The sequence below is a fragment of the Pseudoalteromonas sp. DL2-H2.2 genome (assembly GCF_021532535.1).
In the GTDB taxonomy this organism is placed as follows: domain Bacteria; phylum Pseudomonadota; class Gammaproteobacteria; order Enterobacterales; family Alteromonadaceae; genus Pseudoalteromonas; species Pseudoalteromonas rubra_A.
On the sequence record NZ_JAKGBD010000020.1, the window covers coordinates 1 to 26,909 of the forward strand.

Sequence of the window (26,909 nt, forward strand, 5' to 3'; positions counted from 1 at the left end):
GAGATATTAGTTACTATTTAATGAACTACTACAACTGGCAAAGGCCGCATAGTAACAACGAAATGCTTGCGCCAGCAGTTGCGGAAGAAAAACTTTATTTACTGTCCGGGATTAGTTGACCACAACACATTATCCTTTGCACGATAGTTGCTCTGTGGAAAGGTGGGGATATATAAGTGGGGTATGAGGAGGGCGGGCTACTCTGAGCCCGACCCTAGTTACTTTCTAAATCACAATGCTGTTAAAAATGCTGTTGATCTCTGCTTGGTGCTTTTGTGCATAGTGTAGGCTTGGTGCAACGTACATGATGACATACAGCTTGTCATTTTTTGTGGTTAGTAAGGCATCGACAGATTTCTTCAGACCGTGTTCCAGAAAATACGAAAGTTGTAACCGAAACGCAATGCCGTCGCCCAGTTCAACCGGCGCCATGTTTTCTGTTGTGACGGAGATTTTACCACCATGGCTGTTTTTCAATGAAGTTTTAATAAATTCTTCCAGCTCATTTGGCAGCATCCCTGTCTTAAATGAGGGAAGAGGAAGCTCTTTGTTATGTGACTTAAAGATACTCTCTCCTTCGTTGATATTGCCGATGATGTAAAGTTCATTCAGGCCCAGGCCATCTTTGGTCCATAGCTCCGATTTTTTATGCTGATTGAACCCTGCTTTATTCCAGGTACTGGTGGGTGTCAAGGTAATACCATGTACTGTTGTTTGTTGTGACTTGACGAGTTTGAAAGCTGCACATGCATTAAGCATCAGTAGCATGGAAATAATTAGTAGTTTTTTCATTTTTTATCCCAGAGATTTTAAATAATATTTGATCATGGCTTTGTCTTTTGCTTGGGGAACCCTTTCCAGGTAGTTCATAAAGTGCGCTTTAGCTTGCTTTTTATCTTTCTTCTTTAGATAAAGGTATGCCAAGTGCTTGAACGCTTGAGGTGGTGAGTTCGGGCTTTGAATTGACGCCTGGTAATATTCCAGTGCTTTGTCGGTATCACCATCTTGTGCGCGCTTTCGGTAGAGCTCGCCAAAAAAGAAATCGATCTTTTCTTTTGGGTAGCCCAGGCTACTATGTCGTTGCAGGAGTATTTTGGTTTGTTCGTGCTCTTGCAGATCAACATGGTTTTTCATGAGCTTAAAGTAATTGGTTGATAGCAACTTAAACAACGGCTCAGATTGTGACTCGGGCTTAGGCAGGGCCTTAAGTTTGTCGGCATGAGCAAGCAAATATTCACTTCTTTCCTTTGAGGGCGGGTGGCTTGCCCAGAAAGACCAGCTGGAATCTTTGCTCTGATCTTGTTCTCTTTCTTCAAGAACACGTTGCCAAAGCTCACTCGCCGCTTTGGGGTTGTATCCAGCTTTGTGCATTAGCTCAGCACCCATAATGTCAGCTTCTTTTTCATGAGTGCGGCTGAAGGCGGCACCGCTACCTGACATCGCCAGTGTCGCAACACCGTACACGCCTGTTATTGCTGCAATTCCTGTGTCTAATAATACGGCTGCCCAGGCTGAGTTTTGTGCACTGCGCCATTGCGCTATTTGGTGCGCACGAAGAAAGTGCGCAATTTCATGCCCAAGTACAGCTGCCAATTGAGCTTCATTCTCTACCCTTAATAACAGACCGGTCCAAACATGCATCATACCATTGGGGTACATTGAGGCATTAAAGTGTGGGTTATCAATTATATAGACCCTGATCGAAGCACAGTATTCTCCTGCGATTTTGCAAATCATACTGTTTACATAGTCGTTGAGTGCAGCATCTCTGACTAAATAGGGAGAGCTTTTAATATCTGCTTCAATCTGATTGACTTTGTACCAGAACCCTCCCTCGTCACTAGACCAGTCCGGTTCATACTTGGTGTCTATGGTAGGAGCAAATGTTAGCTCAGAGGCTTTTACACTGTGCATACCTGCAGCCGTCAGCAGTATGATAAAGGCGAGACGTAGCATGATTTAGCCTGCTGTAGGGAAGCTGTCTAGCAAGTTTGTAACTGACTTTTGCGCAGCTTTTGGTGTACGTAGATCACCCGTAGTGCTTACCAGTCGATTGAACCAAACAATATCGCCACTGTTCAGATCCACAAGCGAAGCAAAGCCTACCTGCGTGCCACCTGCGACACCCACACCCGCGAAAGCAGCTAAAAACTGCATTGCCTTTCGTCCAGCACTAGCGTAACTGTCCCGAACAAAAACGAAGAGCGCATAGTCGGCACCGGTTTCTTTTGCCAGTGCTTGTGCATCTTTACCCAGACTCCAGTCAAACTCTTGCTTTTTAGTCGGCAGTGGTTGGTGCCCTAAGTGATGTACAAGCACAGAATAGCCGACCGCCTCATGCAACTTCGCTAACTGATAGCTTGTCGCATTTGGATCAGTATTAGTTGTTTCGTACTTTGAACTGTTAGCATTTTTGCTGGCCATAATGTCGGCAATCGAGTTGGTCATATGCTCTTTTGCATTTTCAGTCCAGTTTGCCTTGGTTTCCAGAAAGCCCAGTGCAGATAGCTCTGATAGCTCAACATCAAGCGGCATCAGTAATATTTTAGAATTTGCATTAGTTTGCGTTTTTAGTTCAGTTGTTCCAGCATATTTCTTAGTGTTTGCACAACCCTGTGCCAACAAGAAAACACTAACAAGTACAATCGTGAGTAGTTTTTTTATCATTTTTGGTACCTTTAATTAAAACTGTCACAAAATATAATATTCATTAATAATTTGCAATAAAATGTAAGATTCTGTTGAGCTGGCTTTTTGGTGTTTATTTGCTAGTTTTAATTGCTGAATAAACAGTTATTTCAAGGGTTATGACATGGCGCGAATAAACACCCCTAAAGCGCTGGCTTTTTGCTGGTCAGAGCTTTGCACCAGTAATTGGCAGGAGGCGAAAGCCTTTTATACACAGCTATTTGACTGGGGCTTTGATGATCAGCCAATCGGTGAAGGCGCGTATTACACTATGCTGCAAAAGCACAGTGATGACATTGCCGCTATGTATCAGATGATGCCGCAACAAAAAGAGGCTGGAGCGCAGAGTCAATGGTTGAACTACATTGCAGTCGAAAATGTGGATGAAATGGCAGAGCGAGCCGTCGCACTCGGCGCAGAGATTATTGCCGGTCCACATGATGTGCCGTCAGCGGGCAGGATGGTGATGTTGCGAGAGCCGGCTGAGGGCGCACATTTTGCACTGTGGCAGGCAAAAGAGCATCCCGGGTGCAAGCGTGAGCTCGAAGCCAATGTGCCCTACTGGTTTGAGTTAGCGACCCGTAATAGTCAAAAAAGCCGGGCGTTTTATAGTGCCTTGCTTGGTTGGCAGGCGCAGGGTAAGCCTATGGAAGGTATGGATTATGTGTTGTTCAGCGCACGTGACACGGTTGTCGCGGGCATGTTACAGATGAGTGAAGAATGGGGAGATGAGATCCCCGCACATTGGATGACCTATTTTGCGGTGCTGGATTGCGATGCCATGGCTGAGAAGGCCCGAGCGCTGGGTGGGCAAGTGTGCGTGCCACCCACGGACATTCCTCAGGTCGGCCGTTTTGCGGTGATCACTGACCCTCAGGGAGCCGTTTTTTCAGTTATTCAGTCTGTTATGCATGACATTGAGCCATAAATCGGCCAGGTGATCTGCGCTTCAGTCCAGCGAGATTAGCTGTCCCTGACACTGTGAAAAGGCATTGTGCAGCCGCTCTGCATATTGCTTTAGCTGCCCGCTTTGGCTTATCGCTTTAATTTGGGCGCTGAGCTTGGGTACCAGGGCCTGATGCTTTTTGTGGACGTAGTGATAAATGGTAAAAGTACGCGCTGACGCCGCTTTACTGTAGAGGGTAGAAAGCCCAGATTCACACAAGGAGCCCAGGGCGTATTTATCGGTGGCCAAGATGCGACTGACGCGTCCGCGGCTCAGGGCCTGATAGGCCGAAATGTCATTCTGAACCCGATTGCAATTGAGCTGGCGCTGCTGGCAAAACCACACCGTGATGAGATTGCCTGCAATGATCGCCAGATCGGTTTCATGGGCCAGATCACAGTACTGTGGATCGGTGCACAGTAACATTAACCTGAGTTCACTGAGTGGCACGGGCACGGCAATTAAGTTGTCATAGCGTGCGCCAATTAAGTCAACGCGCCCGGCTTCCGCATCCAGCTCTGCGTCATTGACCAGTTGCAGACCCCGCTCGCTTGGTAAAAACTCAAATTCTGGCTGGATCCCCAGTGGCGCATAAATGGCGCTGAACATAGCGATGATTTGCTGCTGCCCGAGGCTGTAAGACAAGGCTTCACTGACGTTAATGCGATAGGTGCTGGCATCAACAACCGGCAACCATAGCAGCGCGAGCAGGATCAGGGTTCGTGGCAAGAGTCTATTCCCTTTGTGTGACCTTCTTTAAAGGTAGCAGAACCTGGCGAGGCTGAAAGAAATCACCACAATCTATACAATGGGTGCTCTGCTACGAGCGTAAACAAAGCAATAAAGGAGAAAGGTATGTCAAAGCATGTGGTGATAACAGGGGCCAATCGTGGCATTGGCCTGGAATTATGCCGACACTATTTAGCGGCCGGAGATCGGGTCACAGCAGTGGTACGCAGCGCATCCGATGAGTTACAGTCGCTCGATGTTACTGTGATTGCGGGTATCGATGTCAGCATTGAACAGGATATTCGCGCCTTGCCAGCCGCACTTGGCGAGCAGAGCATTGATATTCTGGTCAATAACGCGGGTATTTTTCACAATGAAACCCTGCAACAGATGGATTTTGCGACGCTGGAGCAGCAACTTATGGTTAATGCTGTTGCGCCGGTTCGGGTGACGCATGCATTGCAGCACAATCTGGCAACAGGTGCTAAAGTGGCGATGATCACCAGCCGAATGGGCTCTATTGCAGACAATGGTTCCGGTGCGTACCTTGGTTATCGTATGTCGAAAGCGGCGTTGAATGCAGCAGGCGTTAGCCTGGCGCATGAGCTCAAACCTCGCGGTGTGGCCGTCGCATTGTTGCATCCCGGATTTGTACAGACTGAAATGGTCAATTATGCCGGTGATATATCGCCCGCAGAAGCGGCACAGCGCTTGGTAAATCGTATCGATGAGTTGACGCTGGAAACCAGTGGCGGGTTCTGGCATTCAAATGGCGATCGCCTGCCCTGGTAAGCATGAAGCGGGGCATCTGTGATGAGCAAAGTTGTGCTAAACTTCCCTCAGGTATTTGCATAAATGAGCTATTTTTCATGGAACTTCAAGAAAACACCCCGCTTAACCTGCCGTTATTTAAACTGGATGACAATCTGGCCGAGCGTGATATTGAGCAACCGGATCTGACCTTAGAAGTCATTCTGGATGCCAACCTGCTGGCCAATCTGTGCCAGAACCCGGCGCCTGAGCAAAGTGTTAGTATTCCACTTGAGGGTTATCAGATCAGTAATATTGAGCAGCAGGTGGCTGAGATCCTGAGCCAGGGACATCAGGCGCAGTTGCTGCTTAACCACGGTCCAGTACTGAGCGCCGTGTTGAGCTGCGAGAGCCAGACCGTCTTTGTTTCGCCACCAATGGAAATGATGCCCACGTTTGATCTGGGGCTTGACGACGAAGAGAACGCATAATGCGCAGGCTCGGCTGGATACTGGTTGGCATTGTCGTTTTCTTGAGTGGCTGTGCGGCACTGGGCGTCAACCATTACGATGATTTGTTTGGGCCGCAGCAGCCACAGCAGCGGATACAAGACCCATCGGCACACCAGAGCGCTACTTATCTAAGCGACATTAAACCTATCCTGGATACCCGATGTGTGGTGTGTCACGGTTGTTACGATGCGCCTTGCCAGCTTAAACTGAGCTCGCCCGAGGGCATTGATCGGGGGGGGAGTAAAACCCGTGTGTATGATGGCACCCGCTTGCTGGCCGAATCGCCAACCCGCTTGTTGTTTGATGCGCAAACCACGGCCGAGTGGCGCGACAAGGGCTTTACCCCCATTCTCAATGAACGTGTGCAAACTGAATATGCCAACCTCAATGGCAGCGTGCTGTATAACAGTCTGCTGCTCAAACAGACGCAGCCGTTTGCCCAGCAAGGGCTGCTGCCGGATCACTACGACTTTTCATTAGACCGGGCACAGACCTGCCCAACCATGGATGAATATCCGGACTATGCCAAGGAGCAGCCCCATGCCGGTATGCCTTATGGCTTGCCCGCGCTGACCAATAGCGAATTTGCCCAGCTGACTGAGTGGATCAAACAAGGCTCGCCCATGAGCCAGATTGCGCCACCGAGTGAGGCAGAGTTACAGAGTGTGGCGAAGTGGGAAAGCTTTTTAAATCAGGACGACAATAAAACGCGGCTTGCTGCACGGTATATTTATGAGCACTGGTATCTGGCGCACATCTATTTTAATCGCCTGGATAAACAGTCATTTTTCACCCTGGTACGCTCCAAAACGCCGCCGGGTGAACCCATTGAGCTGGTAGCAACGGTCAGACCATTTGAAGACCCTAAGGTCGCACGGGTTTATTATCGCCTGATGCAGGTGCGCAGCGCCATTTTATCTAAAACCCATATGCCACTGGCACTGAATGACGACAAACTGACGCGTTTACAGGCGCAGTTTATTCACAGTGAATATGAGGTGGCACAGTTACCGGGTTATACCCCTAAACTGGCTGCTAACCCCTTTAAAGTGTTTGCGGCGATCCCGGTTAAATCGCGCTATCAGTTTATGCTCGATGAGGCTGAGCTGATCGTTAAAGGCTTTATTAAAGGCCCTGTGTGTCGCGGTCAGATAGCGCTGAACGTGATCAATGACCATTTCTGGGTGGCCTTTGTCGACCCCGAGAAAAATGCTTCGCCCGCTGTGGAGCAGTTACTGACCCGGCATGACGACGACCTGCTTCTGCCCGCGGCTGAGCAAAGCAATGTATTGCCACTGTCGAGCTGGGCGAAATATGCCAAGCGTCAGCACGATTATCTGGAAGCGAAAACGGCCTTGTCGGATAAGTTGTTTGCCGATGGCAAGCGCCTGAACCTGGAGCTGATCTGGCAAGGAGACGGGCACAATCAAAATGCAGCGCTGACCATTTTCCGCCATTTTGACAGTGCCACTGTGGTGAAGGGCTTTATAGGGCAAGCACCTAAAACCACCTGGGTACTGGATTACGCCTTGTTTGAACGGATCCATTATCTGCTGGTTGCGGGCTTTGATGTCTATGGCAACATAGGTCATCAATTGGTGACCCGGTTGTATATGGACTTTTTGCGCCTTGAAGGCGAGCAGAACTTCCTCAATTTGCTGCCGCTGAGCCATCGCCAGGCTATCAAGCAGCACTGGTATCGTAAGTCGCACTTGAGCCTCAGTGAGTTTATTAACCGTAAGTCATTATTGGGTGCGCCCTCTGGGATCCACTACCACAGTGACGACCCGCAGGCAGAGCTGTACGACATGCTCAAAACGCATCTCAAACCTGTGCTGAATGAAGCCTACGACTACACCGCTGTACCCACGGCGTTGCAGCCCCTGAATGCCTTGCCGGTTGAGGCAATTAATCAGTTGCCTCAGGTGTCGTTTATTCTGGCTGTCGATGCCAGTGGCGCGCATCAGCCTTACACCCTGATCCACCACAATGCGCACTTTAATATTTCCAGTTTGCTGAACGAGGAAGGTCAGCGGGCCTATCAGGAAGATACCGCGACTTTGGTCCCTGGGTTTATTGGCGATTATCCTGAGGCCATCTGGCATTTGCCAAATCAGGCGCACATCGATGCCTTTGTGCAACAGCTGAGGGAGGTCCGCACTGAGTCGGATTACCGCACGCTGAAAGCGACCTTCGGGATCCGCAGAACCCATCCGCAGTTCTGGCAATACAGTGATTTATTGCATCGTATTGCTCGTGAAACTCGGGGTGTGGAATATGGCCTGTTTGACTATAACCGACTGGAAAACAGGTAACCAATGGCGGGCCCGGCTCGGGCCCGCCGGATATTATTTTAGATTACTGGCGGCACGGACCGCGGCCAGCAGCACGCTTTCTTCCAGACGTACTTTGTAATTGGGGTTAGCATACTGAAACTGCACCAGACCCGCTTTATCAATCACAAAAACCGCGGGCACTGGCAGCGCCACCCGGCTTTTGCCATCCAAATCTACAAACTGCACACCCATCCGGTCGCGATAGGCCTTAGCGGTTTTGTCATCCAGGTAATACGCCAGTCCCAGCGCCTGGGTTAACGCCAGCTGGTCATCGGAAAGCAAGTGATAGTTAGGTGAACTGATATTGCTTTTACTCAGTGCCTGCGGGCTGTCAGGAGAAACAGCCACTATCTGTGCGCCCAGCTCGACTATTTGCTTTTCAATTTTCTGCAGCCCAGCTAATTGGCGTGAGCAATACGGGCACCAGCCCCCGCGATAGACCACCAATACCGTAGTCTTGTCTTGATAAAGCTTTGCTAAATCCACCGCTTTGGCGTTGTTGTCCTGAAGGGTTAAAGTCGGCGCCGTCAGGCCTGGCAGTAAAGGCGCAACCTGCTCCGGATGCTCACTAATGTTAGTGGCTTGCGCAGCAGACGCAGAAAAGGACAGCAACTGGGTAACAGTCAGTGTTAACGCAATAAGTATGGATCGCATGTAAAACCTCAAAAATAGATGTATGAACCCTATTAGAACGGGGCAGCGCAGAAAAGCTTTCATTGTGGCTCATCGTGGTAATTATGCCACTGTGTGGGTATCATAGCGCTTTGACTGAATACACAGAGTGAGAGCGCAAATATGTCTGCGAATAGTGCGAAGCTGGTTGTGATGCTGGAAATGCAAAACGCCATGAATACCAAAGTGCATGAGCAATGGTTCAGCCAGGGGTTTGAATGGTATCGCGCCATCTGGGTTGAGTGTGCAGAAATGCTGGATCATTATGGCTGGAAGTGGTGGAAAAAACAGACTCCGGATACTGAGCAGGTGATCCTGGAGCTGGTTGATATTTTTCACTTTGGTCTGTCTTTGCGCATCGATGGCGAAACAGCCTATGAGGCGCTGGCGGCACAGCTGGAGAACGAGCTGGCACAACCTTTATACGCTGAAGACTTTAAGGCAACACTGGAAGTGCTTGCTGCTTCAGCAGTGGGCGACAAAACCTTCAATGCGGCCGCCTTTGCCGGATGTATGCAGCAAATTGGCATGACCCTGGATGATTTATATCGCGGTTACGTGGGTAAAAATACCCTGAACTTCTTCCGTCAGGACCATGGTTACAAAGATGGCAGCTATATCAAACAGTGGCACGGCAAAGAAGACAACGAGCACCTGGTTGAAGTGGTGAAAAGCCTGGACACTGAACATCCAGACTTTGCTAAGCTTGTTTATCAGGGCTTGCAGGCGCGTTACCCGGGTTGATCAGCTGATCGGTAGTAACGTGCGATAGTCGCATATGGCCGGGTAATCAGTGATCTCTTTATGAGGTTGCTGGCTATCCGGATTCGCGATGGCCAGCAGGTGGCCAATGCCATACTCTTTTGCCGCAGCCAAGACCGCCAGGCTGTCATCGACAAACAAAGTCCGATTTTTATCAAACCCCAGATCCGCCTGAACCTGTTGCCACAGTTGCTGGCTTTCCTTACTGACACCATAGCTATGCGTGGAGATAAGTTTATCCAGATACTGGTCAAACTGGGTGCGCTCAATCTTGAGACTCAAGCTATCTGGGTGCGCATTGGTTAACAGAATAAGCTCTTTGCCCGCATCTTTCAGTGCCTGCAAAAATACTGGCACGTCGTCACGAATAGAGATCAAATGCTGAATTTCGCGTTTAAGCTCCATAATAGGCAGTTGCAGTTGTTGCTGCCAGTAATCCAGACAATACCATTCGATTTGCCCCATAACGGCTTCGTAGCGCGCGAGAATGTCGGCGCGGGCTTGCTCCAGCGTCAGGTCTTGTTTGACGGCATGAGCCTTAGGGATCACGTCCAGCCAAAAGTGATTATCAAAATGCAGGTCGAGTAAGGTGCCATCCATATCCAGCAGCACAGTATCGATCTTTGACCAATTTAACATAGGCATTTACCTGTAAAGGCTTTATGATGAGTTAATGGCCATGATAGCAAAATAATCTCTATGTCACAGAAAAAGCACCCAATTCCCCCTGAGATATTAGCCTCTGAGGTTGTCGCAAAAAGTAAGCTCTTTACGGTAGAATCCCTGTCGCTGTCATTTTCTAATGGCGAGCGCCGCGAATATGAACGAGTTCGTGGCGGCGGCCGTGGGGCTGTGATGATAGTGCCCATATCGGCCGAAAATGAGCTACTCTTAGTAAGAGAATATTGCGCGGGGACGCATGATTATCAGCTTGGTTTTCCAAAAGGGCTGATTGATCCGGGCGAAACCCCGATTGAAGCGGGCAACCGTGAGTTAAAAGAAGAAGTTGGCTTTGGCGCTCGGCAGTTTTGTGATTTAAAAACGTTATCACTGGCACCCAGCTACTTTAACGCCAGAATGCACATACTGGTGGCGCAGGATTTATACCCGGAGCAACTCACGGGTGATGAACCTGAGCCATTGGTAGTGGTTAAATGGCCTTTGGCGCAATGGCAGGCATTACTGAGCCAGAGCGACTTTACCGAAGCCCGCAGTGTCGCCGCGCTGTTATTACTACAACAGTACCTGACAACGGAGGCTTAATGCAGTCATATTTAGAGCCCTGTATCACCCTGGCTGAGCAGGCGGGGCAGGCGATCATGGCCATCTATCAGCAAGACGACATAGGGGCACGGGAAAAGTCCGATCATACGCCGGTGACCGCCGCGGATCTGGCTGCAAATGAAGTGCTGACAGCCGGGCTGCAAGCGCTGGCCCCGGACGTGCCGATTATGTCTGAAGAAACCCCCATTCCGCCGCTGGAAAGCCGACAACACTGGCAGCGTTACTGGCTGCTGGATCCAATGGATGGCACCGGTGAGTTCATTCTGGAAAGCGGCGACTTTGCGGTGAACATTGCCCTGGTCGAAAACAATCAGCCTGTACTTGGGGTGATCCACTGGCCTGCTAAAGGTGTGACCTATTTTGCGACTCACCAGGGCGGGGCATTTAAGCGCACCGAAGGGCATGATGAGCCAATTTCGGTAGCGCCGAAAGGCACACTCACTTTGGCGGTCAGCCGCAGGCAAAAAATTGAGGCGGTGAGCCAGTATCTCAACAGCCAATTTGATACCGTGGCACTGGGCTCGTGTTCGCTCAAGGCCTGTATTGTGGCCGAGGGGAAAGCCGATTGCTTTTTACGTGTTGGGCCAACGGGTGAGTGGGATACCGGAGCCTCTCAGGTGATTGTTGAAGAAGCGGGTGGCTGCATTACCGATGCTGAATTTAACCCGCTGACATACAATCAAAGAGAAAGCACAGAAAACCCTGACTTTATCGTGATGGGCCACCCCGATTGGCAGTTCCAGAAGCTGATCAACCCGCACCAAAGAGAACAATAGTCTGTCGGTTAATTTGGTCGGCAAGACAATAAGTGTCATAAAAGGGCGTTAAAATAGGTGCGTTTGCTTGCTTTTTGAGCGGTTGACGCCCTTTTCTTGATTAAAACCTTGCAATAAAAATCTAATTCTATATTATAGCGACCTCTTAAAGAGTTAGGGCAAATTAAGCCTCATAAAATACTGTTTAAGTGCTTCTCTCAACAGAAGTAAATTGTTGAAAATACAGGCGCGGGATGGAGCAGAATGATAAATCATTCGTCGGGCTCGTTAATTCCAAAATCGCCGAAGGTCGTCGGTTCAAATCTGACTACCAGCTTCTTTCAGTAGAAGTAAAACACTGAAAATACAGGCGCGGGATGGAGCAGCCTGGTAGCTCGTCGGGCTCATAACCCGAAGGTCGTCGGTTCAAATCCGGCTCCCGCAACCACTTTCTGAGTGGTAACGCCGAAGGTCGTCGGTTCAAATCCGGCTATCTGCTTCTTTCAGTAGAAGTAAAACACTGAACATACAGGCGCGGGATGGAGCAGCCTGGTAGCTCGTCGGGCTCATAACCCGAAGGTCGTCGGTTCAAATCCGGCTCCCGCAACCACTTCCTAAGTGGTAACGCCGAAGGTCGTCGGTTCGCTCTTCATAAATCAAGGGCTCCCGCAACCACTTTCCGAGTGGTAACATCTTCTATCAGTAGAAGTAAAACACTGAACATACAGGCGCGGGATGGAGCAGAATGATAAATCATTCGTCGGGCTCGTTAATTCCAAAATCGCCGAAGGTCGTCGGTTCAAATCCGGCTATCTGCTTCTTTCAGTAGAAGTAAAACACTGAACATACAGGCGCGGGATGGAGCAGCCTGGTAGCTCGTCGGGCTCATAACCCGAAGGTCGTCGGTTCAAATCCGGCTCCCGCAACCACTTTCTTATGTGGTAACGACCGAATTCGTCGGTTCACTCTTCATAAACCAAGGTCTCCCAAAAACACTTTCTAAGTGGTAACACCGAAGGTCGTCGGTTCACTCTTCATAAATCAAGGTCTCCCGAAAATACTTCTTTATGTGATAACGATCGAAGGTTGTCGGTACAAAACCTCGATAATACCTAACTTTATACATAAGTCTTCCTGTAACCACCTATCTTATTTCTTTACTGAAATCTATCTGTTTTCGTGTTTCCTCATTACTCCAATCATCAACATGTTTTCTTAGTTTTATTACATTTGCCTCAGCGCTTCTGCGCCTAGTCCCACAGTTACTTTGTACTTTCAATTTAATGTTTTTATTGCTGAGTGTCTTTGATAGTTATCGAATGCGATAGGGGAGAGTAATGATGAACTTGGTTTTTCAACGGCCTTAGCAGGAGGCCTGGTAGGCCTTATGCGTGTGCTTGTACACACGAATAAGGCAATTATCGCTCAATTAGCACAGGCAGCTATGACCAACATTACAACTGGCCTGATCGGTGATATTACAACAGCGTGATAAGTTCTGGCGCGATGCACAGCGCGATGTATCCTGACATGTAGTGCCAGGTCTTGTGGTGCCCGTCATTGTGCCAAAGCCAGCGCCGGCTACCTGAGGGGTTTGCTCAAGTTGAACTTTGTTATCCTGTGTCAGTGATTTCAGCTTTTTCTTATTGATTTTCAGTTTCATGGATATTTCCTTATCTATTTTTTGAAGGCTCTCGCCAATGTGTGAACGTTTTTTGTTCAAATTAAGTCTATTTGATTAATTAAGGATATGGAAGAGCTGTGAGTGTAATTGAGGCAAAGCAACTAAAAGAGTGGGGAAAGAATGAGAAGTGGCGTGACCACTTCTCACAGGGTATTAAAACTGTTTGGCGTATTCTTCAGCCTGGCGCCAGACGCGCAGGGTGTTGCCGCCCAGGATTTTCTTGATCTGCCCTTCGGTGTAGTTGCGATCTAACAGACCCTGTACCAGGTTAGGGTAAGTTGAAACATCTTTTAATCCGATAGGCAGAGAATCACCCACACCGTCATAATCAGAGCCAATGCCCACATGGTCGATACCGATCAGTTTAACCACGTGGTCAATGTGATCCAGTACTTGCTCTAAGGTGGCGTAAGGGAAGGGGTTTTTCGCGCGATACGCCGCTCTGAAATCGGTTTTACTCTTGCCCTGGTTGGTCGCCTGCTCTTCTGCTTCGTTACGTTGATCGTACCAGGTACGAGAACTATTGGTCACAAAGCTGGAGCCAAAGTTGATCTGAATAACACCACCGTTCTTTTTCAGTGCCTTCAGCATTTTGTCATCCATATTGCGCTCAAAGCCCGGCGTGTATTTACGCAATGAAGAGTGCGAGGCTATCACGGGCACTTTAGATAGTTCCATCACCTGATAAAACGCAGCATCTGAAATATGTGAGACGTCGATCAGCATGCCAATCTTATTCATCTCCACGACCAGCTCTTTACCAAACGGGCTCAGGCCTTTCCATTTGCGACGAATGTCATAAGACGAGTCGGAAATATGGTTACTTTGCGAGTGGGCCAGTGTGATATAACGCACACCGCGGTCGAAGAAGTGCTTCAGGTTGGCCATGTCACCTTCAATTGGTGAGCCATTCTCCATGCCCATGGCGACAGAGATCTTCTTTTCGCGGAAATGACGATAGATGTCTTTGGTGTTGTAGGCCATCGCGAACTTATCCGGTGCACGTTGTGCCAGCGCTTCCATCCCGTCAATCAACTGGTTAGCCAGCTGGTAACTCTTACCTTTGCCTTCAAACTCCAGGTTAGCGGGAATATAGATCGACATAAATGGTGCATTCAGGCCGCCTTGCACAGCGCGAGGGTAGTCGAAGTCGCCGCTTTTGGTGGCCTTAGTCACATCTTCCCAGTGCTCCAAAATACGATAGGGCACATCGATGTGGGTATCGATCAGAATGTTTTGCTTAGCGATGTGTCTGGCGCGCTCAGACACCTGAATATCATTGGCATAGGCATTCGACAAGCTTAACGCCAGTGCGCAGAGTGTAGCGGGTAACTTCATGGATTGACCTTGTTATTCTTTGTAGTGTGTGTCGATTGTAGCAAGTTGGTGCTTATCTACAATCCATTATGTCGGGTAGCGCATGGGGCTGACCGCATTTATTCGTAGTTGTATTCCTGTGCCTGCATGGCCTGAAACTGGGCTTTGGAGACAATATTCACCGACTCGTGCAGCTCGGAATACACCAGCAAGGCTTCACCCGACTTGAGCTGAGCGTGCACCTGTTCGACCTTGCGCTCGGTGCTGACTTCGCTGTCGCCGTAGTCGGTGCCTTCTCGCAGCACATAATGTTCAATCAGGTTGCGCAGTGTGGTTGGGTCCAGTTGTTGGTATGGAATGATCATAATTTCTTTGAAACTCGATGGTTGAGTAATGAATGCAAATAAGCTGGCACAATTTGCTCAAGCCAGAAAACCGGCTTAAAAGGATTGCGTCCGGAGATAAAGCCAACATGACCGCCACGCTGAGATACGGCCAGGGTGACCTGATCACTGATCTGATCCGCAGTGGGCACCGCACGGCTCGACAGCATGGGATCGTCGGCTGCGTGGATCAGCAAGGTTGGCGTGGCTATCTGTTTTAGATAGGGCTGAGCGCTGGCCTTGGCGTAGTAGTCTTCAGCGCCTTTAAAACCGTGCAATGGCGCTGTGATCCGCTCATCAAATTGCCACAGATCGCGGATCTGTTGTATCTCGTCGCGACCGATCTGTAAGGCGTGTTCTATTTGATCAAATTTACGGGCGAACGATCGCTTCATGCGATCCAGCAAATACTTTTGATACAGCTTAAAACAGCTTTTACGGATCACCTGGCAGGAAGACGACAAATGGTAGGGCGCTGAGATCACCGCGGCACCATCCAGCAGGCTGTTATTACCTTGCTCTCCCAAATATTTGGCCAGCACATTACCGCCCAGCGAAAATCCCACCGCATATAAGGGGCGGTCGACAAAACGTTGTTTCAGGGTGTCGAGCAAAAATGCCAGGTCACCGGTTTCACCGCTGTGGTAGGCCCGGGGCTGACGATTTACCTGGCGTGAGCAATTACGAAAATGCATCAACACGGCATCCAGCCCGGTGGCGGTCAGGGCACGGAGTATCCCTTTGGCATAGAAACTATTGATATTGCCTTCCAGCCCGTGCAGCACAACAACCAGTGGGGCTTGTTGATCCCCTTGATTGGCCCAGGCTAGTTCTAAAAAGTCATCATCGGGTGTTTCGAGGTGCTCATAGCGCACATCGGCTTTCAGGGTTGGCCTGAACATGCGGGGCAAAATGGTTTGCAGGTGACGGTTGCGCATCCACCAGGCGGGTTGAAAGGATAACTCTGACGGCTTTAACATGTGGTTCGTATTTCCTGTAAATACCTCTGCGACAGTGAGGCTCATGCACGCACTCAGAAGAAAATCGCCTCGTCTGACGTCAATGAATAGACTGGTATGATGAGCCTGAAATGAGATCAGTGTATCAAACTGCGGGAAATAACCCAAAGAATGTTCGAAGCTGGTATTCAGTGAAATTGGTATAATAAAAAGCACCCGACCAGCTGAGCTGATAAGGTGCTTTGTGCGTCGTGCTTAATTCTAGAACGGGAACTAATTGCTTAACGTTTCAACAACATGTTTCGAATAACATAAAAGAGTGTCGACGATTTACTCAGGTACTTCTGCTTCTTGTACTTTCTTGATGAAGTAGTAGACGTAGAAACAACACAGTACGATTACCACGCCCAAGATGCCGAAAGAGAGAAATAACACTGGGTCAGTAAAAAAGTCTCTGAAGAATACGTTCATGTCTGTGCCTCCTGATTTGTCGATGAGGTAATCTTAGTCGAGCATGCACAGACCAGATATGATCAAGATCAAGTTTCACCAGTGCCTCGTCGGGACTTGGTAAATTGCTTGATCCCGATCATGTTTTTGCGGGGATACGGCCCTGTTGAGCGGGTGTCAGGTAGTGAGTTAGATTGTCCGCAGACGGGTTTGGTTGCAGGGGGCGCTGATTGAGATAGTCGATAAGCAGCGACTGTTGTAGCTTCTCCTGGGCCAGCTCCGCTTTAAGCATAAGCTGGCGCAGCTCGGCATATTGCGCATAGTGCTGGTGTTGCTGTTTGAGTGTGGCGCGCACCTGGCGCTGGGGATGCAGCACTGTGTGGTCAAAGGTTTTGCACACAGTGTGCAGTCCTGCAAATTGTTTAGCTGTGAGCGAGATGTTGTGTACGTCGAGATACATTAGCAGCAAGATCAGATTTACGTTTTTATCCTCGCTTTCTTGCAAGCTCAGCAGCGCATCTTGCATACCTGCACGGGCATACTGCGTGCAGGCATAGCGCCAGAAATCTGCTGCGTCTAGCATATCTCGCCACTTTGCTCGAAACGCGCCTGTTTCTCTTCCAGCTCTTCAAGCGCCAGAAGCAGGGCTTCCTCAGTGTCATTCAGCTCAGGCGTCAGCTTAGCCTGCTGAGCCAGCAGCTCACTGAGTTTGCCTTTATTTTGCTCTGAATACAGGTCGTTGTCGGCCAGTGCCGTTTCCACCTCAGCCAGTGCTGCACTGAGTTTATCCAGTTCTTTTTCGAGCTTATCTATGGACTTTTTCAGTGGTTGAACGGCCTTGCGGAACTCGGCTTCCAGGCGTTTCTGTTCTTTACGGTTCACACTTGAGTGGGCTTTGTCTTCACTGCTGTCTTTGCGCACCGCTTCTTTATTGGCGTTGAGCAGCCACTGATAGTAGGCATCCAGATCATAACCAAACGCACTCACCTCGCCCTGATCGACCAGGTAATATTCGTCTGCGGTGTGTTTAAGCATATGACGGTCGTGGGATACGGTGACCATCGCGCCCTCAAAGCCTTGCAGTGCCATGACCAGCGCATGGCGCATTTCCAGATCCAGGTGGTTGGTTGGTTCATCCAGCAGTAACAGATTTGGTTTTTGATACACCAGCATGGCCAGCACCAGGCGGGCCTTTTCACCACCGGAAAACGGTTTTACCGGCTCCAGCGCTTTGTCGCCGTTAAAGGCAAAGCCACCCAGAAAATCGCGCAGTGATTGCTCACTGGCCTGCGGGTCGAGACGTTGCAGGTGCGTCACAGCACTGGCGCTGAGATCCAGCGATTCCAACTGGTGCTGGGCGAAATAGCCAATCTTCAGCCCCTGATGCTGAAAGACTTCTCCTGCCTGTGGCGATAGCTCACCAGCGAGCAGTTTGATAAGCGTTGACTTACCGGCGCCGTTACGGCCCAGCAGGGCGATACGACTGCCCGGTACCAGGTTGAGTTTGATCTTGTGTAATATGGTTACGTCACCATATCCGGCCTGAGCCTGGTCCAGTGTCATCAGCGGGTTGGGCATGTTGTCCGGATTGCTGAACTCAAAACTGAACGGCGAATCGGCATGGGCAGGTGCCAGCTTTTCCATTCGTTCCAGTGCCTTAACTCGGCTTTGTGCTTGTTTGGCTTTACTAGCTTTGGCTTTAAAGCGGGTAATAAACTGCTCCAGGTGGGCAATGGTGGCTTGTTGCTTGTCGTATAGCGCCTGTTGCTGCGCCATACGCTCGGCCTTTTGGCGTTCAAACTGTGAGTAGTGGCCTTTATACACGTTGAGCTGTTGCTGGTCGACGTGCCAGATCTGATCGACCACCGCATCAAGGAACTCGCGGTCGTGCGAGATCAACACTAACGTGCCCTGATAGGCTTTTAAGAAACGCTCCAGCCAGTACACGGCATCGAGATCCAGGTGGTTGGTTGGCTCATCCAGCAGCAGCAGATCGGCGTCGCGGATCAATGCCTGCGCCAGGTTCAGACGCATTCGCCAGCCACCGGAAAACGCACTCACGGCATCGCTGAGCTGTGCATTGCTAAACCCTAAACCATGCAATAGCTCTCCTGCTTTGGCTTCAATACCATAGCCGCCAACCACTTCTATTTGCTGATGCAGACGGGCTTGTTCGGCGCCATCGCCGGAAGCTTCGGCACTGTGCAGCGCACTACGCAGGGCATAATATTCCGGATGACCCTGCAGCACGTATTCCAGTGCACTAACGGCCAGCGCCGGGGTTTCCTGCTTCACAGATGCGATGGACCAGTCTTTTGGAATTTGCAGCTCGCCGGCATCCAGGTGTAGCTCTGATTTAAGCAAAGCAAACAAAGAGGATTTACCACAGCCATTGGCCCCGACCAGGCCCACTTTATGTTGTGGAAACAAGGTCGCACTGGCATTTTTAAGCAGTGTTTTACCACCGCGCATAAGTTCAATATTCGAAAGCTGGATCATACCGTTACATCACTGTTTGATTATGCGCGCATCATAACACGGATCCCCGCAGACACTCCAAGCGTATCAACAGTGAGTAATATAGGATAAAATGGCCCCACAGGGCGTGCGGCCCGTGATATGAATCGTCATTTGAACCGTCAAAGGTTCAGCTAACCTGAGGTAACTAAAGGTGAGAAAGAAAAAGCGCTTTATTGCAGGAGCATCCTGCCCTGAGTGTCATGAAGCAGACGTGATGATGCTGTACAAAGAGCATGACGTGGAAAAGGTCGAGTGCGTGAAGTGCGGCCATATTATGACCCAGCCAAAAGAAGCCGTTCAGGCGTCAACGCGTCAGTTTGAACAGGTTATTGGGGTATTCAGACCTGAATAACAGGTGTGGCTTCACAGTTCAATAGTCAGAGCGGGTTTAACCCGCCCGGCTGTGCCATTAATAGTGTGGCGGTGGCGGCTCCTGATGCTGCGGCATCATGCCCGGATCTCTGCCTTCTTTGATCTTTTCTGCCAGTAATTCAATTTGGCGCTGCATTTTGGCAAGGCGTACCTGATGCGCACTCAGCTCATTATTTAAAGTCTCTATGGTTTCGTCCTGAAACGCCACTTTGGCTTCCAGCTCGTTAACGCGATCTTCGAGTTCAGTCATGGTTACTCTCTTGCAAATTGTTCTAACAGGCCGCTGGAACTTTCTGTCAGCAGGGTGTTGTCGTTTCCTGTAAAGGCCACGGCGAACACCACTGCGGACTTAGGTCGGCTGCCCTCACGCGGCTTTACGCGCCAGGTTGCGAGCTTCTCACCACTGTTAACCTGCCACAGGGTGAGTTGCCGGTTTGGCGAGCCCGTCGCAATTAACCGCCCATCCTGATTGAAGCGCACGGCACTGAATATCTTCTGGCGCGCAATATACTGCAATTGTGACTTGATTTCACCTGAAGTGAGCTGCCAGATGCTGGCCTTTTTCATGCTGTCTGCGGTAAATGCGTAGCGCCCCTCGGGATCTAAGGCCACTTTCGTGACCCGGCTGGGGTGGTTAAAGCGGTGGATCACCTGGCCGGTGCGGGTATCCCAGAAATATGCGCTGTAATCATTGGCCCCGGTTAACGCAAAGTGGCCGTTGGGTGACAGCGCAATACTGTTAATTTTTTCCTGATGACCAAGGAACTCTATGCGCCTGCCGCTATCTAAGTCGAGATGCACAACCACATTGTCGCTGCGTCCATACAGCACATAGCGGCCTTCGTTGCTGATTGCAATGTCGCGAATGGTGCCTTGTTCTATCTGATAGTAGCCAATATTCTGGCCATCGGATAAACGCCATATGGCAAAGCGGTCGTTGGCAGCGGTCACGGCGCTGGAATTGTCATGGGCAATGGCCAGTGAATGTACCAGCTCGTCGGCTTGCTGTGACTGGGACCACTGATATTTCAAGCCATGGGTGGTGTTATCCCATAAAACCACCCCATGTTCGATGGATGACACTAAACTGTAACGCCCATCGTGTGAAATAGCTGCGGCAAAGGCGCCGCGCGCGGCATGCTCTACGGTCAACAGCGCATCCGAGCTGTCTGTGGGGCAGCCTGCAAGCAGTGAGGTGATGAGAATAAAGGCAATTTGTGCGTTGCGCCGTAAAATTTTGGGCATAAATTCGGTATTTCCTCTTAACTCCATGATTTGCAGCGAGTAGACTAATGGGTAATTTGCAGAGGCCACAAAACTGATATTAGCCTATCGGTATATGAATGTCGCCGATCCCGAAATGAATTTTGCGTCAAAAAGAGAAATTTGGCTTTATGCGCTACGGATGTTAATGTGGCATCCACCCTTTTTAAGATTAATATAATTTTAACAAAGACACCCAACCAGGATAGTGATTGTCGCACTCTGAGCCTGGGTATGTCGGAGAGAAAACATGAAACAAACAATTAAGTTATCCTTAGTGGCTGCCGCGGTTCTGGCATTGACCGCTTGTAATCAAAAAGCAGAAGAAAAAACAGCGAAAGTTGAAGAAGTGAAGCTGGAAACTGAAGTGCAGCAGCAAGCTTATGGTATCGGTGCATCGGTTGGTAACTTCCTGCAAAAAGATATGGCAGATAAAAAAGAGCTGGGCATTGAGCTGGATCAGGCACTGATCATGCGTGGCTTCAAAGATGCACTAGACGGCAACGCTAAACTGGACGAAGCGAAAATTCGTGAAGTTCTGACGGCACTGGATTCATCTGTACGTGAAAAGCAAACTGCAAAAGCCAAAGCAGATGCGGAAAAGAACAAGGTTGAAGGCGCAGAGTACCTGGCTGAAAACGCGAAGAAAGACGGTGTTAACGTGACTGAGTCTGGTCTGCAGTACGAAGTACTGAGCGAAGGCGAAGGTAAAAAGCCAGTTGCGACTGACATCGTAAAAGTACACTACAAAGGTACATTGCTGGACGGCTCTGAGTTTGACAGCTCTTATGCACGTAACCAGCCTGCTACTTTCCCTCTGAACCAGGTTATCGCTGGCTGGACTGAAGGTCTGCAGCTGATGGCGGTTGGTTCTAAGTACAAATTCACTATCCCTTCAGAGCTTGGCTACGGTGAGCGTAACCTGGGTAAGATCCCGGCTAACTCTACGCTGGTATTTGAAGTAGAACTACTTGAAATCCAGGAAGAGAAAGAGCACGGTCACGACCACGCGCACGACTCAGAGTAATTTAGTCTTAGCCTCATCCGTCGATGGGGCTTTACTAAAGACTCAATAAAAAAGGACCAACGCGGTCCTTTTTTATTGTCTGCTTTTTTACTTTATAAAATCACTCTTTGATCAGTCTTCGCTGTGATTTGCATACAAGTTATCAATCAGCTCGTCTTCGAGTGCAAAGCGCAGCTCCAGGGCTTCACCCAGCTCAGAAAGATCTTTATCAAAGTCAGCCATCGGGTTGTCTGACTGCGCCTCTGCATACTTGTCGTTGAAGTCCAGTGCCAGGTCGGTGGTATCCGTGATCCTGGGATACAGCGATTGCGCCAGCTTGAGGCTTTGTGGGCCCTTTTCTTTACAGGCGGCAACCAGGTTGTCATAAATTTCAAAATGCCCGGCGGACAGGTAATCCATCAGGATCTGACAAAATGTCTGGATCTGTAGCTGATCAGGCAGGGCGTGGTCATCCTGTTCAAACGGAGACAGGCCTGCAACCTTACAATACAGCAGCAAAAGCTCCTGTCGTTCAGCTAACCAGTTGTCGATAACGCTATGGCTACCTCCCCACCTTTGTTGGGCTTGTTCTAAGCGTGACAGCATAGTTATCTCCTTAGCGGGTCATAATCTGCCCGTGGCTTGCCAAAAACATCGGCACAGTGTGACCCAAAACGGGGTCAAAACTTGACAGTGACCACCAAAAAGCGGTGATGCCGATTATGTTTATCTGTCCTCTATAAAAAGGAAATCTGATGCAAAGGTCAACCTCTTTTTTTGTCAAGTGAGTAAATAACGGGCTATGTTTCTGAAGCGGGGGCGGGAATAACTCTTGTTTACGAGCTGCTCAAGGTAACCTGGCCGCTGTGGGGATGAGGTGTTTAAAATTAGTTAAACAAAAAAGCCGCTTCAGGGGGTATTCCTGAGCGGCCATCAATGCAGTTTAGCAATAGAGCTTTATTATTATTGGTTTTAAAGGTGTTTTTATTCTTCTTAGCGCAGCAAATTTATAGCAAGCTTTTACCCTTGTTGCAAACAGTTTAATCAGGTGTTTTTAATCTGGTTTGTAATTAGTTGAACTAAAAGGGGTTTAATTTAACGCGAACTGAATGGAAAACAGTCAGGGTGACATAAAGTGCTTAATCCAGATCATGGTGACGGGAATTTGCATGCTGTTTCAATAGTGGCGTATTGAAGTTAATGATACAATCTGAGCAATTTTTACAGCATTGGAATGAAATTACGCTATGAGCGAGTTGAAAAATGATCGTTACCTGCGCGCGTTGATGAAACAACCCGTAGATGTTACGCCCGTTTGGATGATGCGTCAGGCTGGCCGCTATCTTCCTGAGTACCGAGCGACCCGAGCGCAAGCCGGCGACTTTATGAGTCTGTGTAAAAACGCAGAACTGGCCTGTGAAGTGACCCTTCAGCCGTTGCGTCGTTACCCGCTTGATGCGGCGATCTTATTCAGCGACATCCTGACTATCCCGGATGCGATGGGACTGGGCCTGTATTTTGAAACCGGTGAAGGTCCTAAGTTTGAGCGTCCGATCAGCTCGCTGAGCGATGTACAAAAGCTGCCTAAGTTGGATCCAACCGATGAGCTGGGCTATGTGATGAATGCGGTCAGCACCATTCGCCGCGAGCTTAAAGGCGAAGTGCCGCTGATCGGCTTCTCTGGCTCTCCCTGGACGCTGGCGACTTACATGATTGAAGGCGGCAGCAGCAAGACCTTTGGTAAAATCAAGAAAATGGCCTTTGCTGAGCCGAAGACACTGCACCTGTTGCTTGATAAAGTCGCAGACTCCGTCATTGATTATCTGAATGCGCAGGTTAAAGCTGGTGCGCAGTCGCTGATGATCTTTGACTCATGGGGTGGGGTGCTGAGCCCGCGTGACTACAAAGAGTTCTCTTTGCAGTACATGCATAAGATAGTTGATGGTCTGATCCGTGAAAACGATGGTCGTAAAGTGCCAGTTACCCTGTTCACCAAAAATGGCGGCCAGTGGATTGAAGCAATTGCGGCAACGGGTTGTGATGCGGTTGGCCTGGACTGGACAATCGACATTGCCGATGCCAGACGTCGCGTGGGTGACAAAGTAGCCCTGCAGGGCAATATGGACCCATCTATGCTGCATGGCACGCCTGAGCGTATCCGTGAAGAGGTACAACATATCCTGTCTGGTTACGGTCAGGGTTCGGGTCATGTGTTTAACCTGGGCCATGGTATTACCCCGGATGTTGACCCGGAAAATGCCGGTGTGTTTATCAATGCCGTGCATGAATTCAGCCGTCAGTATCATCAGGAATAACTGACAGATATAAAAAACCCGGCTGATGCCGGGTTTTTTATGCTTGGAAAAACGCTGCCGGTTTGCGGCAATTAATCCTTGCTTTCAAAGGCTCGGCGCATAAACCCTGGGGTTGCTAGCGCACCTTTGTGTATTCCGCTATTGTAATACTCAGTGTCAAAGCCAGCCTGCTCGGCGTCTTGCTCACGAAAGCCATTAAACGGCTCGCCTTTACGCGCCAGCGTCGCTGACCATAAACCGCTTGGGTAGATGGGCTGCGGGAATGGCAGGGTTTGCAGATCAACAAAACCTACATCCAGCATGGCCTGGCGCATTTCTTTCAGCAGGGTCATGTGCATCAGCGGCGATTCACTTTGTTGCACCAGAATACCGCCCGGGCGCAGCGCCTTCAGACAGCTGGTGTAAAACGCGTGGTTGAACAGGCCTTCACCCGGTCCAACCGGATCGGTGCCATCGACGATAACCACATCGACTGACTCCGGTGCGGTGTCGTGCATATATTTGATGCCATCATCAAACATCACAGTGGCGCGCGGGTCGTCGTTAGAGGCGCACAGCTCCGGGAAATATTTTAATGCCATTTGCGTGACGACTTCGTCAATGTCGATTTGGGTCACGGTTTCTACACCAGGGTGCTTGAGCACTTCACGGAGTGTGCCGCAGTCTCCACCACCAATGATCACCACATTTTTAGGTGCCGGATGAGAAAACAAAGCCGGATGGCTCATCATTTCATGATAGAAAAAGTTTTCCCGGGTGCTGACCATAGTACAGCCGTCAATGATCATCAGATTGCCAAAGTCTGTGGTTTCATACATTTCAACATTCTGAAATGGCGACTGGATCTCGTCCAGTTTACGGTTAACGCGCAGTGAGAACGCGCTGCCATCACGGTCGCTGATCTCAGTAAACCAGCGGTTAGCTTCTAAATTTGACATTGTTGCCTTCATGCAGATGTAATTTTCAGAGATTTTGCCAGCGCTTTCGCCCCAGCTCAATCTATTTTAGCGTATAAACGCCGAGTCGGTTAGGGACAAAGTAAGCTTGCCGGCTCACAAAGTGGTGCAGCGTGTATCAAATGGTGGGCATGTTTTGCGCTTAGGGTGGCAAAAGATTGTCACATCTGGGCCATAAGTATTAAAATGTGCAGTCTGTAAAGCAAGTTAATAGAGATTGCCATGACCTGGGGTTTGCAAACCGCACGTGCCACTTATAACGTGACGCACTGGAGTGAAGGATATTTTGACATCAACGATCAGGGGGAGCTGGTTGCCTATCCCGATGGTGATCGCGCAAAACCGGCGATTTCGCTGGTTGAGTTAACCGAGCGCTTCAAAGAGCAGGGCCTCACCTTGCCGGTGCTGGTGCGTTTTACTGACATTCTTAACAGCCGTGTTGAGACCATGACACAGGCCTTTTCACAGGCAACCGCTGCCAAATCTTATCAGGGGCAATACACCTGTGTTTACCCTATCAAAGTAAACCAGCAGCGCTCCGTGGTGAGCAAGTTACTGGCGCACCCGAGCGGCCTGGTTGGTCTTGAAGCGGGCTCTAAGCCGGAGTTGATGGCGATTCTGGGGATTGCCAAAGATCCCATCACCATTGTCTGTAACGGCTATAAAGACAGCGAGTTTTTGCGTCTGGCGATGATAGGTCAGGCGATGGGCCACAAGGTGCAAATCGTGATTGAAAAACTCTCTGAGCTGGATACTTTGCTTAAAGAGATCGCGACTTTAGGCATTGAGCCGGCCATAGGTATTCGCATTCGTCTTAATTCCATTGGTAAAGGCAAGTGGCAAAACACAGGCGGAGAAAAAGGCAAATTTGGCCTCACGGCCAGCCAGGTGCTCAGTGCGGTTGATAAGCTCAAAGCGCAAGGCAAACTGCACTTAATGCAGCTGGTGCACTTTCATATTGGCTCGCAAATCGCCAATATCCGCGACATTCAGCGTGCACTGCGCGAGTGTGCCCGCCACTATGCCGAGTTGTCTCAGCTGGGCGTGCCATTAAAAACGGTCGATGTGGGTGGTGGCCTGGGCGTGGACTATGAAGGATCCGGCTCTCGCAGCGCCTGTTCAATGAACTACACGGTGGCGGAATATGCCCGTAACGTGGTCGGTGCCTTTGCCGAGGTGGCGGAGCAGCACGGGTTGCGTCATCCGGATATTATCACTGAATCTGGCCGGGCATTGACGGCACACCACGCGGTGCTGATCACCGACGTGATAGACGTTGAAAAAGCGCCGTATCAGACAGTTCCGAGTATGCCGGCCCAATCTGCCCATCATATCCAGCAGGAGCTGTGGTCATCATTGCAAAGGTTGACTCCCAGACTGGCCATAGAAACCTACCACGATGCCATGCACCTGTTCGGTGATGGTCATGACCAGTATGTGCACGGCCTGATAGGCATGCAGCAATGGGCGCAAATTGAGCAACTGTACTTTACTATCTTGCAAAGGGTCAGAGAGTGTCTGAATATTCATTCGCGCTCTCACCGTGAGGTGCTCGATGAGCTTAATGAAAAGCTCGCGGATAAGTTGTTCGTGAACTTCTCTTTGTTCCAGTCTTTACCTGATGTTTGGGGGATCCAGCAGCTGTTTCCGGTGATGCCCATTGCGGCGTTGGATCAGCCGCTCACTCAGCGCGCGGTGATCCAGGATATTACCTGTGACTCGGATGGTCAGATCCGGGAATACGTAGAAGGTGCGGGGATCGAATCGAGCCTGCCCATTCCGCCTTATCAGCCCGGTGAGCAATATCATATTGCGATGTTTATGGTCGGGGCATACCAGGAAATTCTCGGCGATTTACATAATCTGTTCGGAGATACCGACTCAGTGCATGTGGAGCTTACCGAGACAGGGTACGAGCTGAGCAATGCCATCAAAGGTGACAGTGTGGAAGATGTGCTGAGATTTGTACACTATGATAAAGCCGCGCTGGCAGAGAACTTTACCACGCAAATCTCTGCGCTGGCGGTTGATGAGGCGACCAAAGCCGACTATTTGGCACAATTACATGCCGGGCTCAGCGGCTATACCTATTTTGAAGACTAATTGCCTGGTCATGCACCAGCCAGTGCCGGCTGCCTAAGGAGTCTTGGCAGCCAAGGGCCCGGTATGGTGTAATAGGGCCAGTTCGTTATTCTTATCCTGTGGTCTGTTTGCTCAGTCAGGCAGGCCATTGTCAGTCGTAGTAAAGGA

General features: G+C 49.7%; 28 protein-coding genes and 3 tRNA genes. 14 read left to right on the forward strand and 17 right to left on the reverse strand.

Going from position 1 to position 26,909, the window contains the following annotated elements; all coding sequences use genetic code 11:
- Positions 1-225: 225 nt before the first annotated feature.
- The 3 genes from L1285_RS21745 to L1285_RS21755 are packed head-to-tail and all read right to left on the reverse strand — an operon-like array spanning position 226 to position 2,667.
- On the reverse strand, positions 226-792 hold the full coding sequence (locus L1285_RS21745; RefSeq protein ID WP_235414314.1) for a hypothetical protein: 567 nt from the start codon (positions 790-792) through the stop codon (positions 226-228).
- Positions 793-795: 3 nt separating this feature from the next.
- Entirely contained in the window at positions 796-1,956 is a 1,161-nt protein-coding gene (locus L1285_RS21750; protein ID WP_235414315.1) for a M48 family metallopeptidase, read from the reverse strand.
- 3 nt (positions 1,957-1,959) lie between these two features.
- A complete protein-coding gene (locus tag L1285_RS21755) occupies positions 1,960-2,667 on the reverse strand; it encodes a hypothetical protein (RefSeq protein ID WP_235414316.1) in 708 nt (235 codons plus the stop codon).
- A 145-nt stretch (positions 2,668-2,812) separates the two neighbouring features.
- On the opposite strand from L1285_RS21755, the gene L1285_RS21760 reads away from it, so the two are divergent.
- Positions 2,813-3,616 carry a VOC family protein gene (locus L1285_RS21760; protein ID WP_235414317.1) on the forward strand — a complete coding sequence of 268 codons (804 nt, stop codon included), beginning with the start codon at positions 2,813-2,815 and terminating at the stop codon, positions 3,614-3,616.
- A 21-nt stretch (positions 3,617-3,637) separates the two neighbouring features.
- On the opposite strand, the gene L1285_RS21765 is transcribed toward L1285_RS21760, so the two are convergent.
- Positions 3,638-4,363 carry a transporter substrate-binding domain-containing protein gene (locus L1285_RS21765; RefSeq protein ID WP_235414318.1) on the reverse strand — a complete coding sequence of 242 codons (726 nt, stop codon included), beginning with the start codon at positions 4,361-4,363 and terminating at the stop codon, positions 3,638-3,640.
- A 126-nt stretch (positions 4,364-4,489) separates the two neighbouring features.
- Here L1285_RS21765 and L1285_RS21770 point away from each other — a divergent pair, with 126 nt between their 5' ends.
- The 3 genes from L1285_RS21770 (at position 4,490) to L1285_RS21780 (ending at position 7,940) form a co-directional block, all read left to right on the forward strand.
- Positions 4,490-5,155 carry an SDR family oxidoreductase gene (locus L1285_RS21770; protein WP_235414319.1) on the forward strand — a complete coding sequence of 222 codons (666 nt, stop codon included), beginning with the start codon at positions 4,490-4,492 and terminating at the stop codon, positions 5,153-5,155.
- Between the two features lie 77 nt (positions 5,156-5,232).
- Positions 5,233-5,604, forward strand: coding sequence for a hypothetical protein (locus L1285_RS21775; RefSeq protein ID WP_235414320.1), 372 nt, complete (start codon positions 5,233-5,235; stop codon positions 5,602-5,604).
- Positions 5,604-7,940: a fatty acid cis/trans isomerase gene (locus L1285_RS21780; protein WP_235414321.1), complete on the forward strand. Its 2,337-nt coding sequence runs from the start codon at positions 5,604-5,606 to the stop codon at positions 7,938-7,940. The genes L1285_RS21775 and L1285_RS21780 overlap by 1 nt, the downstream gene beginning before the upstream one ends.
- A 33-nt stretch (positions 7,941-7,973) precedes the next feature.
- On the opposite strand, the gene L1285_RS21785 is transcribed toward L1285_RS21780, so the two are convergent.
- Positions 7,974-8,615: a peroxiredoxin-like family protein gene (locus L1285_RS21785; RefSeq protein WP_235414322.1), complete on the reverse strand. Its 642-nt coding sequence runs from the start codon at positions 8,613-8,615 to the stop codon at positions 7,974-7,976.
- A 141-nt stretch (positions 8,616-8,756) separates the two neighbouring features.
- On the opposite strand from L1285_RS21785, the gene L1285_RS21790 reads away from it, so the two are divergent.
- A complete protein-coding gene (locus L1285_RS21790; RefSeq protein WP_046007285.1) occupies positions 8,757-9,377 on the forward strand; it encodes a dUTP diphosphatase in 621 nt (206 codons plus the stop codon).
- On the opposite strand, the gene yrfG is transcribed toward L1285_RS21790, so the two are convergent.
- A complete protein-coding gene (yrfG, locus tag L1285_RS21795; protein WP_235414323.1) occupies positions 9,378-10,034 on the reverse strand; it encodes a GMP/IMP nucleotidase in 657 nt (218 codons plus the stop codon).
- Positions 10,035-10,094: 60 nt separating this feature from the next.
- On the opposite strand from yrfG, the gene nudE reads away from it, so the two are divergent.
- The 5 genes from nudE (at position 10,095) to L1285_RS21820 (ending at position 12,363) form a co-directional block, all read left to right on the forward strand.
- Positions 10,095-10,658, forward strand: a complete 564-nt coding sequence (gene nudE / locus L1285_RS21800) for an ADP compounds hydrolase NudE (protein ID WP_046007283.1) — start codon at positions 10,095-10,097, stop codon at positions 10,656-10,658.
- Positions 10,658-11,455 carry a 3'(2'),5'-bisphosphate nucleotidase CysQ gene (gene cysQ / locus L1285_RS21805; protein WP_235414324.1) on the forward strand — a complete coding sequence of 266 codons (798 nt, stop codon included), beginning with the start codon at positions 10,658-10,660 and terminating at the stop codon, positions 11,453-11,455. The genes nudE and cysQ overlap by 1 nt, the downstream gene beginning before the upstream one ends.
- Before the next feature lie 350 nt (positions 11,456-11,805).
- A tRNA-Met gene (locus tag L1285_RS21810) sits at positions 11,806-11,882 on the forward strand.
- 85 nt (positions 11,883-11,967) lie between these two features.
- Positions 11,968-12,044, forward strand: a tRNA-Met gene (locus tag L1285_RS21815).
- Between the two features lie 242 nt (positions 12,045-12,286).
- Positions 12,287-12,363, forward strand: a tRNA-Met gene (locus L1285_RS21820).
- Positions 12,364-12,863: 500 nt separating this feature from the next.
- Here the strand turns inward: L1285_RS21820 and L1285_RS21825 are convergent.
- The 7 genes from L1285_RS21825 to L1285_RS21855 all read right to left on the reverse strand — a co-directional run bounded on the left by L1285_RS21825 (position 12,864) and on the right by L1285_RS21855 (position 18,726).
- Positions 12,864-13,097, reverse strand: a complete 234-nt coding sequence (locus L1285_RS21825; protein ID WP_235414325.1) for a hypothetical protein — start codon at positions 13,095-13,097, stop codon at positions 12,864-12,866.
- A 174-nt stretch (positions 13,098-13,271) separates the two neighbouring features.
- Positions 13,272-14,456, reverse strand: a complete 1,185-nt coding sequence (locus tag L1285_RS21830) for a dipeptidase (protein ID WP_235414326.1) — start codon at positions 14,454-14,456, stop codon at positions 13,272-13,274.
- 98 nt (positions 14,457-14,554) lie between these two features.
- The gene (locus tag L1285_RS21835; protein WP_235414327.1) at positions 14,555-14,800 is read right to left on the reverse strand and encodes a YheU family protein; all 246 of its coding nucleotides are present in this window, start codon (positions 14,798-14,800) and stop codon (positions 14,555-14,557) included.
- Positions 14,797-15,798, reverse strand: a complete 1,002-nt coding sequence (locus L1285_RS21840) for a hydrolase (RefSeq protein WP_235414328.1) — start codon at positions 15,796-15,798, stop codon at positions 14,797-14,799. Before L1285_RS21840 ends, L1285_RS21835 begins: the two co-directional genes overlap by 4 nt.
- A 309-nt stretch (positions 15,799-16,107) precedes the next feature.
- Positions 16,108-16,248: a DUF3149 domain-containing protein gene (locus L1285_RS21845; protein ID WP_010386996.1), complete on the reverse strand. Its 141-nt coding sequence runs from the start codon at positions 16,246-16,248 to the stop codon at positions 16,108-16,110.
- A 118-nt stretch (positions 16,249-16,366) separates the two neighbouring features.
- Positions 16,367-16,810 (reverse strand): TIGR02444 family protein, encoded by a 444-nt coding sequence (locus L1285_RS21850; RefSeq protein ID WP_235414329.1) that lies wholly within the window; start codon positions 16,808-16,810, stop codon positions 16,367-16,369.
- The gene (locus tag L1285_RS21855) at positions 16,804-18,726 is read right to left on the reverse strand and encodes an ATP-binding cassette domain-containing protein (RefSeq protein WP_046006935.1); all 1,923 of its coding nucleotides are present in this window, start codon (positions 18,724-18,726) and stop codon (positions 16,804-16,806) included. Before L1285_RS21855 ends, L1285_RS21850 begins: the two co-directional genes overlap by 7 nt.
- Positions 18,727-18,898: 172 nt before the next feature.
- On the opposite strand from L1285_RS21855, the gene L1285_RS21860 reads away from it, so the two are divergent.
- Complete coding sequence (locus L1285_RS21860) at positions 18,899-19,099, forward strand: YheV family putative zinc ribbon protein (protein WP_010386993.1); 201 nt, start codon at positions 18,899-18,901, stop codon at positions 19,097-19,099.
- A 57-nt stretch (positions 19,100-19,156) separates the two neighbouring features.
- Here L1285_RS21860 and L1285_RS21865 read toward each other — a convergent pair whose 3' ends face one another.
- The gene (locus L1285_RS21865; RefSeq protein ID WP_046006934.1) at positions 19,157-19,369 is read right to left on the reverse strand and encodes a SlyX family protein; all 213 of its coding nucleotides are present in this window, start codon (positions 19,367-19,369) and stop codon (positions 19,157-19,159) included.
- Between the two features lie 2 nt (positions 19,370-19,371).
- Positions 19,372-20,364 (reverse strand): WD40 repeat domain-containing protein, encoded by a 993-nt coding sequence (locus L1285_RS21870; protein ID WP_235414330.1) that lies wholly within the window; start codon positions 20,362-20,364, stop codon positions 19,372-19,374.
- A gap of 268 nt (positions 20,365-20,632) precedes the next feature.
- Here L1285_RS21870 and fkpA point away from each other — a divergent pair, with 268 nt between their 5' ends.
- Positions 20,633-21,409, forward strand: a complete 777-nt coding sequence (fkpA, locus tag L1285_RS21875) for an FKBP-type peptidyl-prolyl cis-trans isomerase (protein ID WP_235414331.1) — start codon at positions 20,633-20,635, stop codon at positions 21,407-21,409.
- 111 nt (positions 21,410-21,520) lie between these two features.
- Here fkpA and rsd read toward each other — a convergent pair whose 3' ends face one another.
- On the reverse strand, positions 21,521-21,994 hold the full coding sequence (gene rsd, locus L1285_RS21880; protein WP_235414332.1) for a sigma D regulator: 474 nt from the start codon (positions 21,992-21,994) through the stop codon (positions 21,521-21,523).
- Between the two features lie 641 nt (positions 21,995-22,635).
- On the opposite strand from rsd, the gene hemE reads away from it, so the two are divergent.
- On the forward strand, positions 22,636-23,703 hold the full coding sequence (gene hemE, locus L1285_RS21885; RefSeq protein WP_046006930.1) for a uroporphyrinogen decarboxylase: 1,068 nt from the start codon (positions 22,636-22,638) through the stop codon (positions 23,701-23,703).
- Positions 23,704-23,774: 71 nt separating this feature from the next.
- On the opposite strand, the gene speE is transcribed toward hemE, so the two are convergent.
- Positions 23,775-24,641, reverse strand: a complete 867-nt coding sequence (gene speE, locus L1285_RS21890; RefSeq protein WP_235414333.1) for a polyamine aminopropyltransferase — start codon at positions 24,639-24,641, stop codon at positions 23,775-23,777.
- A 240-nt stretch (positions 24,642-24,881) separates the two neighbouring features.
- Between speE and speA the strand changes: the two genes are divergently transcribed.
- Positions 24,882-26,762, forward strand: coding sequence for a biosynthetic arginine decarboxylase (gene speA, locus L1285_RS21895; RefSeq protein WP_235414334.1), 1,881 nt, complete (start codon positions 24,882-24,884; stop codon positions 26,760-26,762).
- Positions 26,763-26,909 lie beyond the last annotated feature (147 nt).

Coding starts and splice junctions, on each gene's coding strand:
- L1285_RS21745 (WP_235414314.1), bottom strand. CDS start 792: ATGAAAAAACTACTAATTATTTCCATGCTACTGATGCTTAATGCATGT.
- L1285_RS21750 (WP_235414315.1), bottom strand. CDS start 1,956: ATGCTACGTCTCGCCTTTATCATACTGCTGACGGCTGCAGGTATGCAC.
- L1285_RS21755 (WP_235414316.1), bottom strand. CDS start 2,667: ATGATAAAAAAACTACTCACGATTGTACTTGTTAGTGTTTTCTTGTTG.
- L1285_RS21760 (WP_235414317.1), top strand. CDS start 2,813: ATGGCGCGAATAAACACCCCTAAAGCGCTGGCTTTTTGCTGGTCAGAG.
- L1285_RS21770 (WP_235414319.1), top strand. CDS start 4,490: ATGTCAAAGCATGTGGTGATAACAGGGGCCAATCGTGGCATTGGCCTG.
- L1285_RS21775 (WP_235414320.1), top strand. CDS start 5,233: ATGGAACTTCAAGAAAACACCCCGCTTAACCTGCCGTTATTTAAACTG.
- L1285_RS21780 (WP_235414321.1), top strand. CDS start 5,604: ATGCGCAGGCTCGGCTGGATACTGGTTGGCATTGTCGTTTTCTTGAGT.
- L1285_RS21785 (WP_235414322.1), bottom strand. CDS start 8,615: ATGCGATCCATACTTATTGCGTTAACACTGACTGTTACCCAGTTGCTG.
- L1285_RS21790 (WP_046007285.1), top strand. CDS start 8,757: ATGTCTGCGAATAGTGCGAAGCTGGTTGTGATGCTGGAAATGCAAAAC.
- yrfG (WP_235414323.1), bottom strand. CDS start 10,034: ATGTTAAATTGGTCAAAGATCGATACTGTGCTGCTGGATATGGATGGC.
- nudE (WP_046007283.1), top strand. CDS start 10,095: ATGTCACAGAAAAAGCACCCAATTCCCCCTGAGATATTAGCCTCTGAG.
- cysQ (WP_235414324.1), top strand. CDS start 10,658: ATGCAGTCATATTTAGAGCCCTGTATCACCCTGGCTGAGCAGGCGGGG.
- L1285_RS21825 (WP_235414325.1), bottom strand. CDS start 13,097: ATGAAACTGAAAATCAATAAGAAAAAGCTGAAATCACTGACACAGGAT.
- L1285_RS21830 (WP_235414326.1), bottom strand. CDS start 14,456: ATGAAGTTACCCGCTACACTCTGCGCACTGGCGTTAAGCTTGTCGAAT.
- L1285_RS21835 (WP_235414327.1), bottom strand. CDS start 14,800: ATGATCATTCCATACCAACAACTGGACCCAACCACACTGCGCAACCTG.
- L1285_RS21840 (WP_235414328.1), bottom strand. CDS start 15,798: ATGTTAAAGCCGTCAGAGTTATCCTTTCAACCCGCCTGGTGGATGCGC.
- L1285_RS21845 (WP_010386996.1), bottom strand. CDS start 16,248: ATGAACGTATTCTTCAGAGACTTTTTTACTGACCCAGTGTTATTTCTC.
- L1285_RS21850 (WP_235414329.1), bottom strand. CDS start 16,810: ATGCTAGACGCAGCAGATTTCTGGCGCTATGCCTGCACGCAGTATGCC.
- L1285_RS21855 (WP_046006935.1), bottom strand. CDS start 18,726: ATGATCCAGCTTTCGAATATTGAACTTATGCGCGGTGGTAAAACACTG.
- L1285_RS21865 (WP_046006934.1), bottom strand. CDS start 19,369: ATGACTGAACTCGAAGATCGCGTTAACGAGCTGGAAGCCAAAGTGGCG.
- L1285_RS21870 (WP_235414330.1), bottom strand. CDS start 20,364: ATGCCCAAAATTTTACGGCGCAACGCACAAATTGCCTTTATTCTCATC.
- fkpA (WP_235414331.1), top strand. CDS start 20,633: ATGAAACAAACAATTAAGTTATCCTTAGTGGCTGCCGCGGTTCTGGCA.
- rsd (WP_235414332.1), bottom strand. CDS start 21,994: ATGCTGTCACGCTTAGAACAAGCCCAACAAAGGTGGGGAGGTAGCCAT.
- hemE (WP_046006930.1), top strand. CDS start 22,636: ATGAGCGAGTTGAAAAATGATCGTTACCTGCGCGCGTTGATGAAACAA.
- speE (WP_235414333.1), bottom strand. CDS start 24,641: ATGTCAAATTTAGAAGCTAACCGCTGGTTTACTGAGATCAGCGACCGT.
- speA (WP_235414334.1), top strand. CDS start 24,882: ATGACCTGGGGTTTGCAAACCGCACGTGCCACTTATAACGTGACGCAC.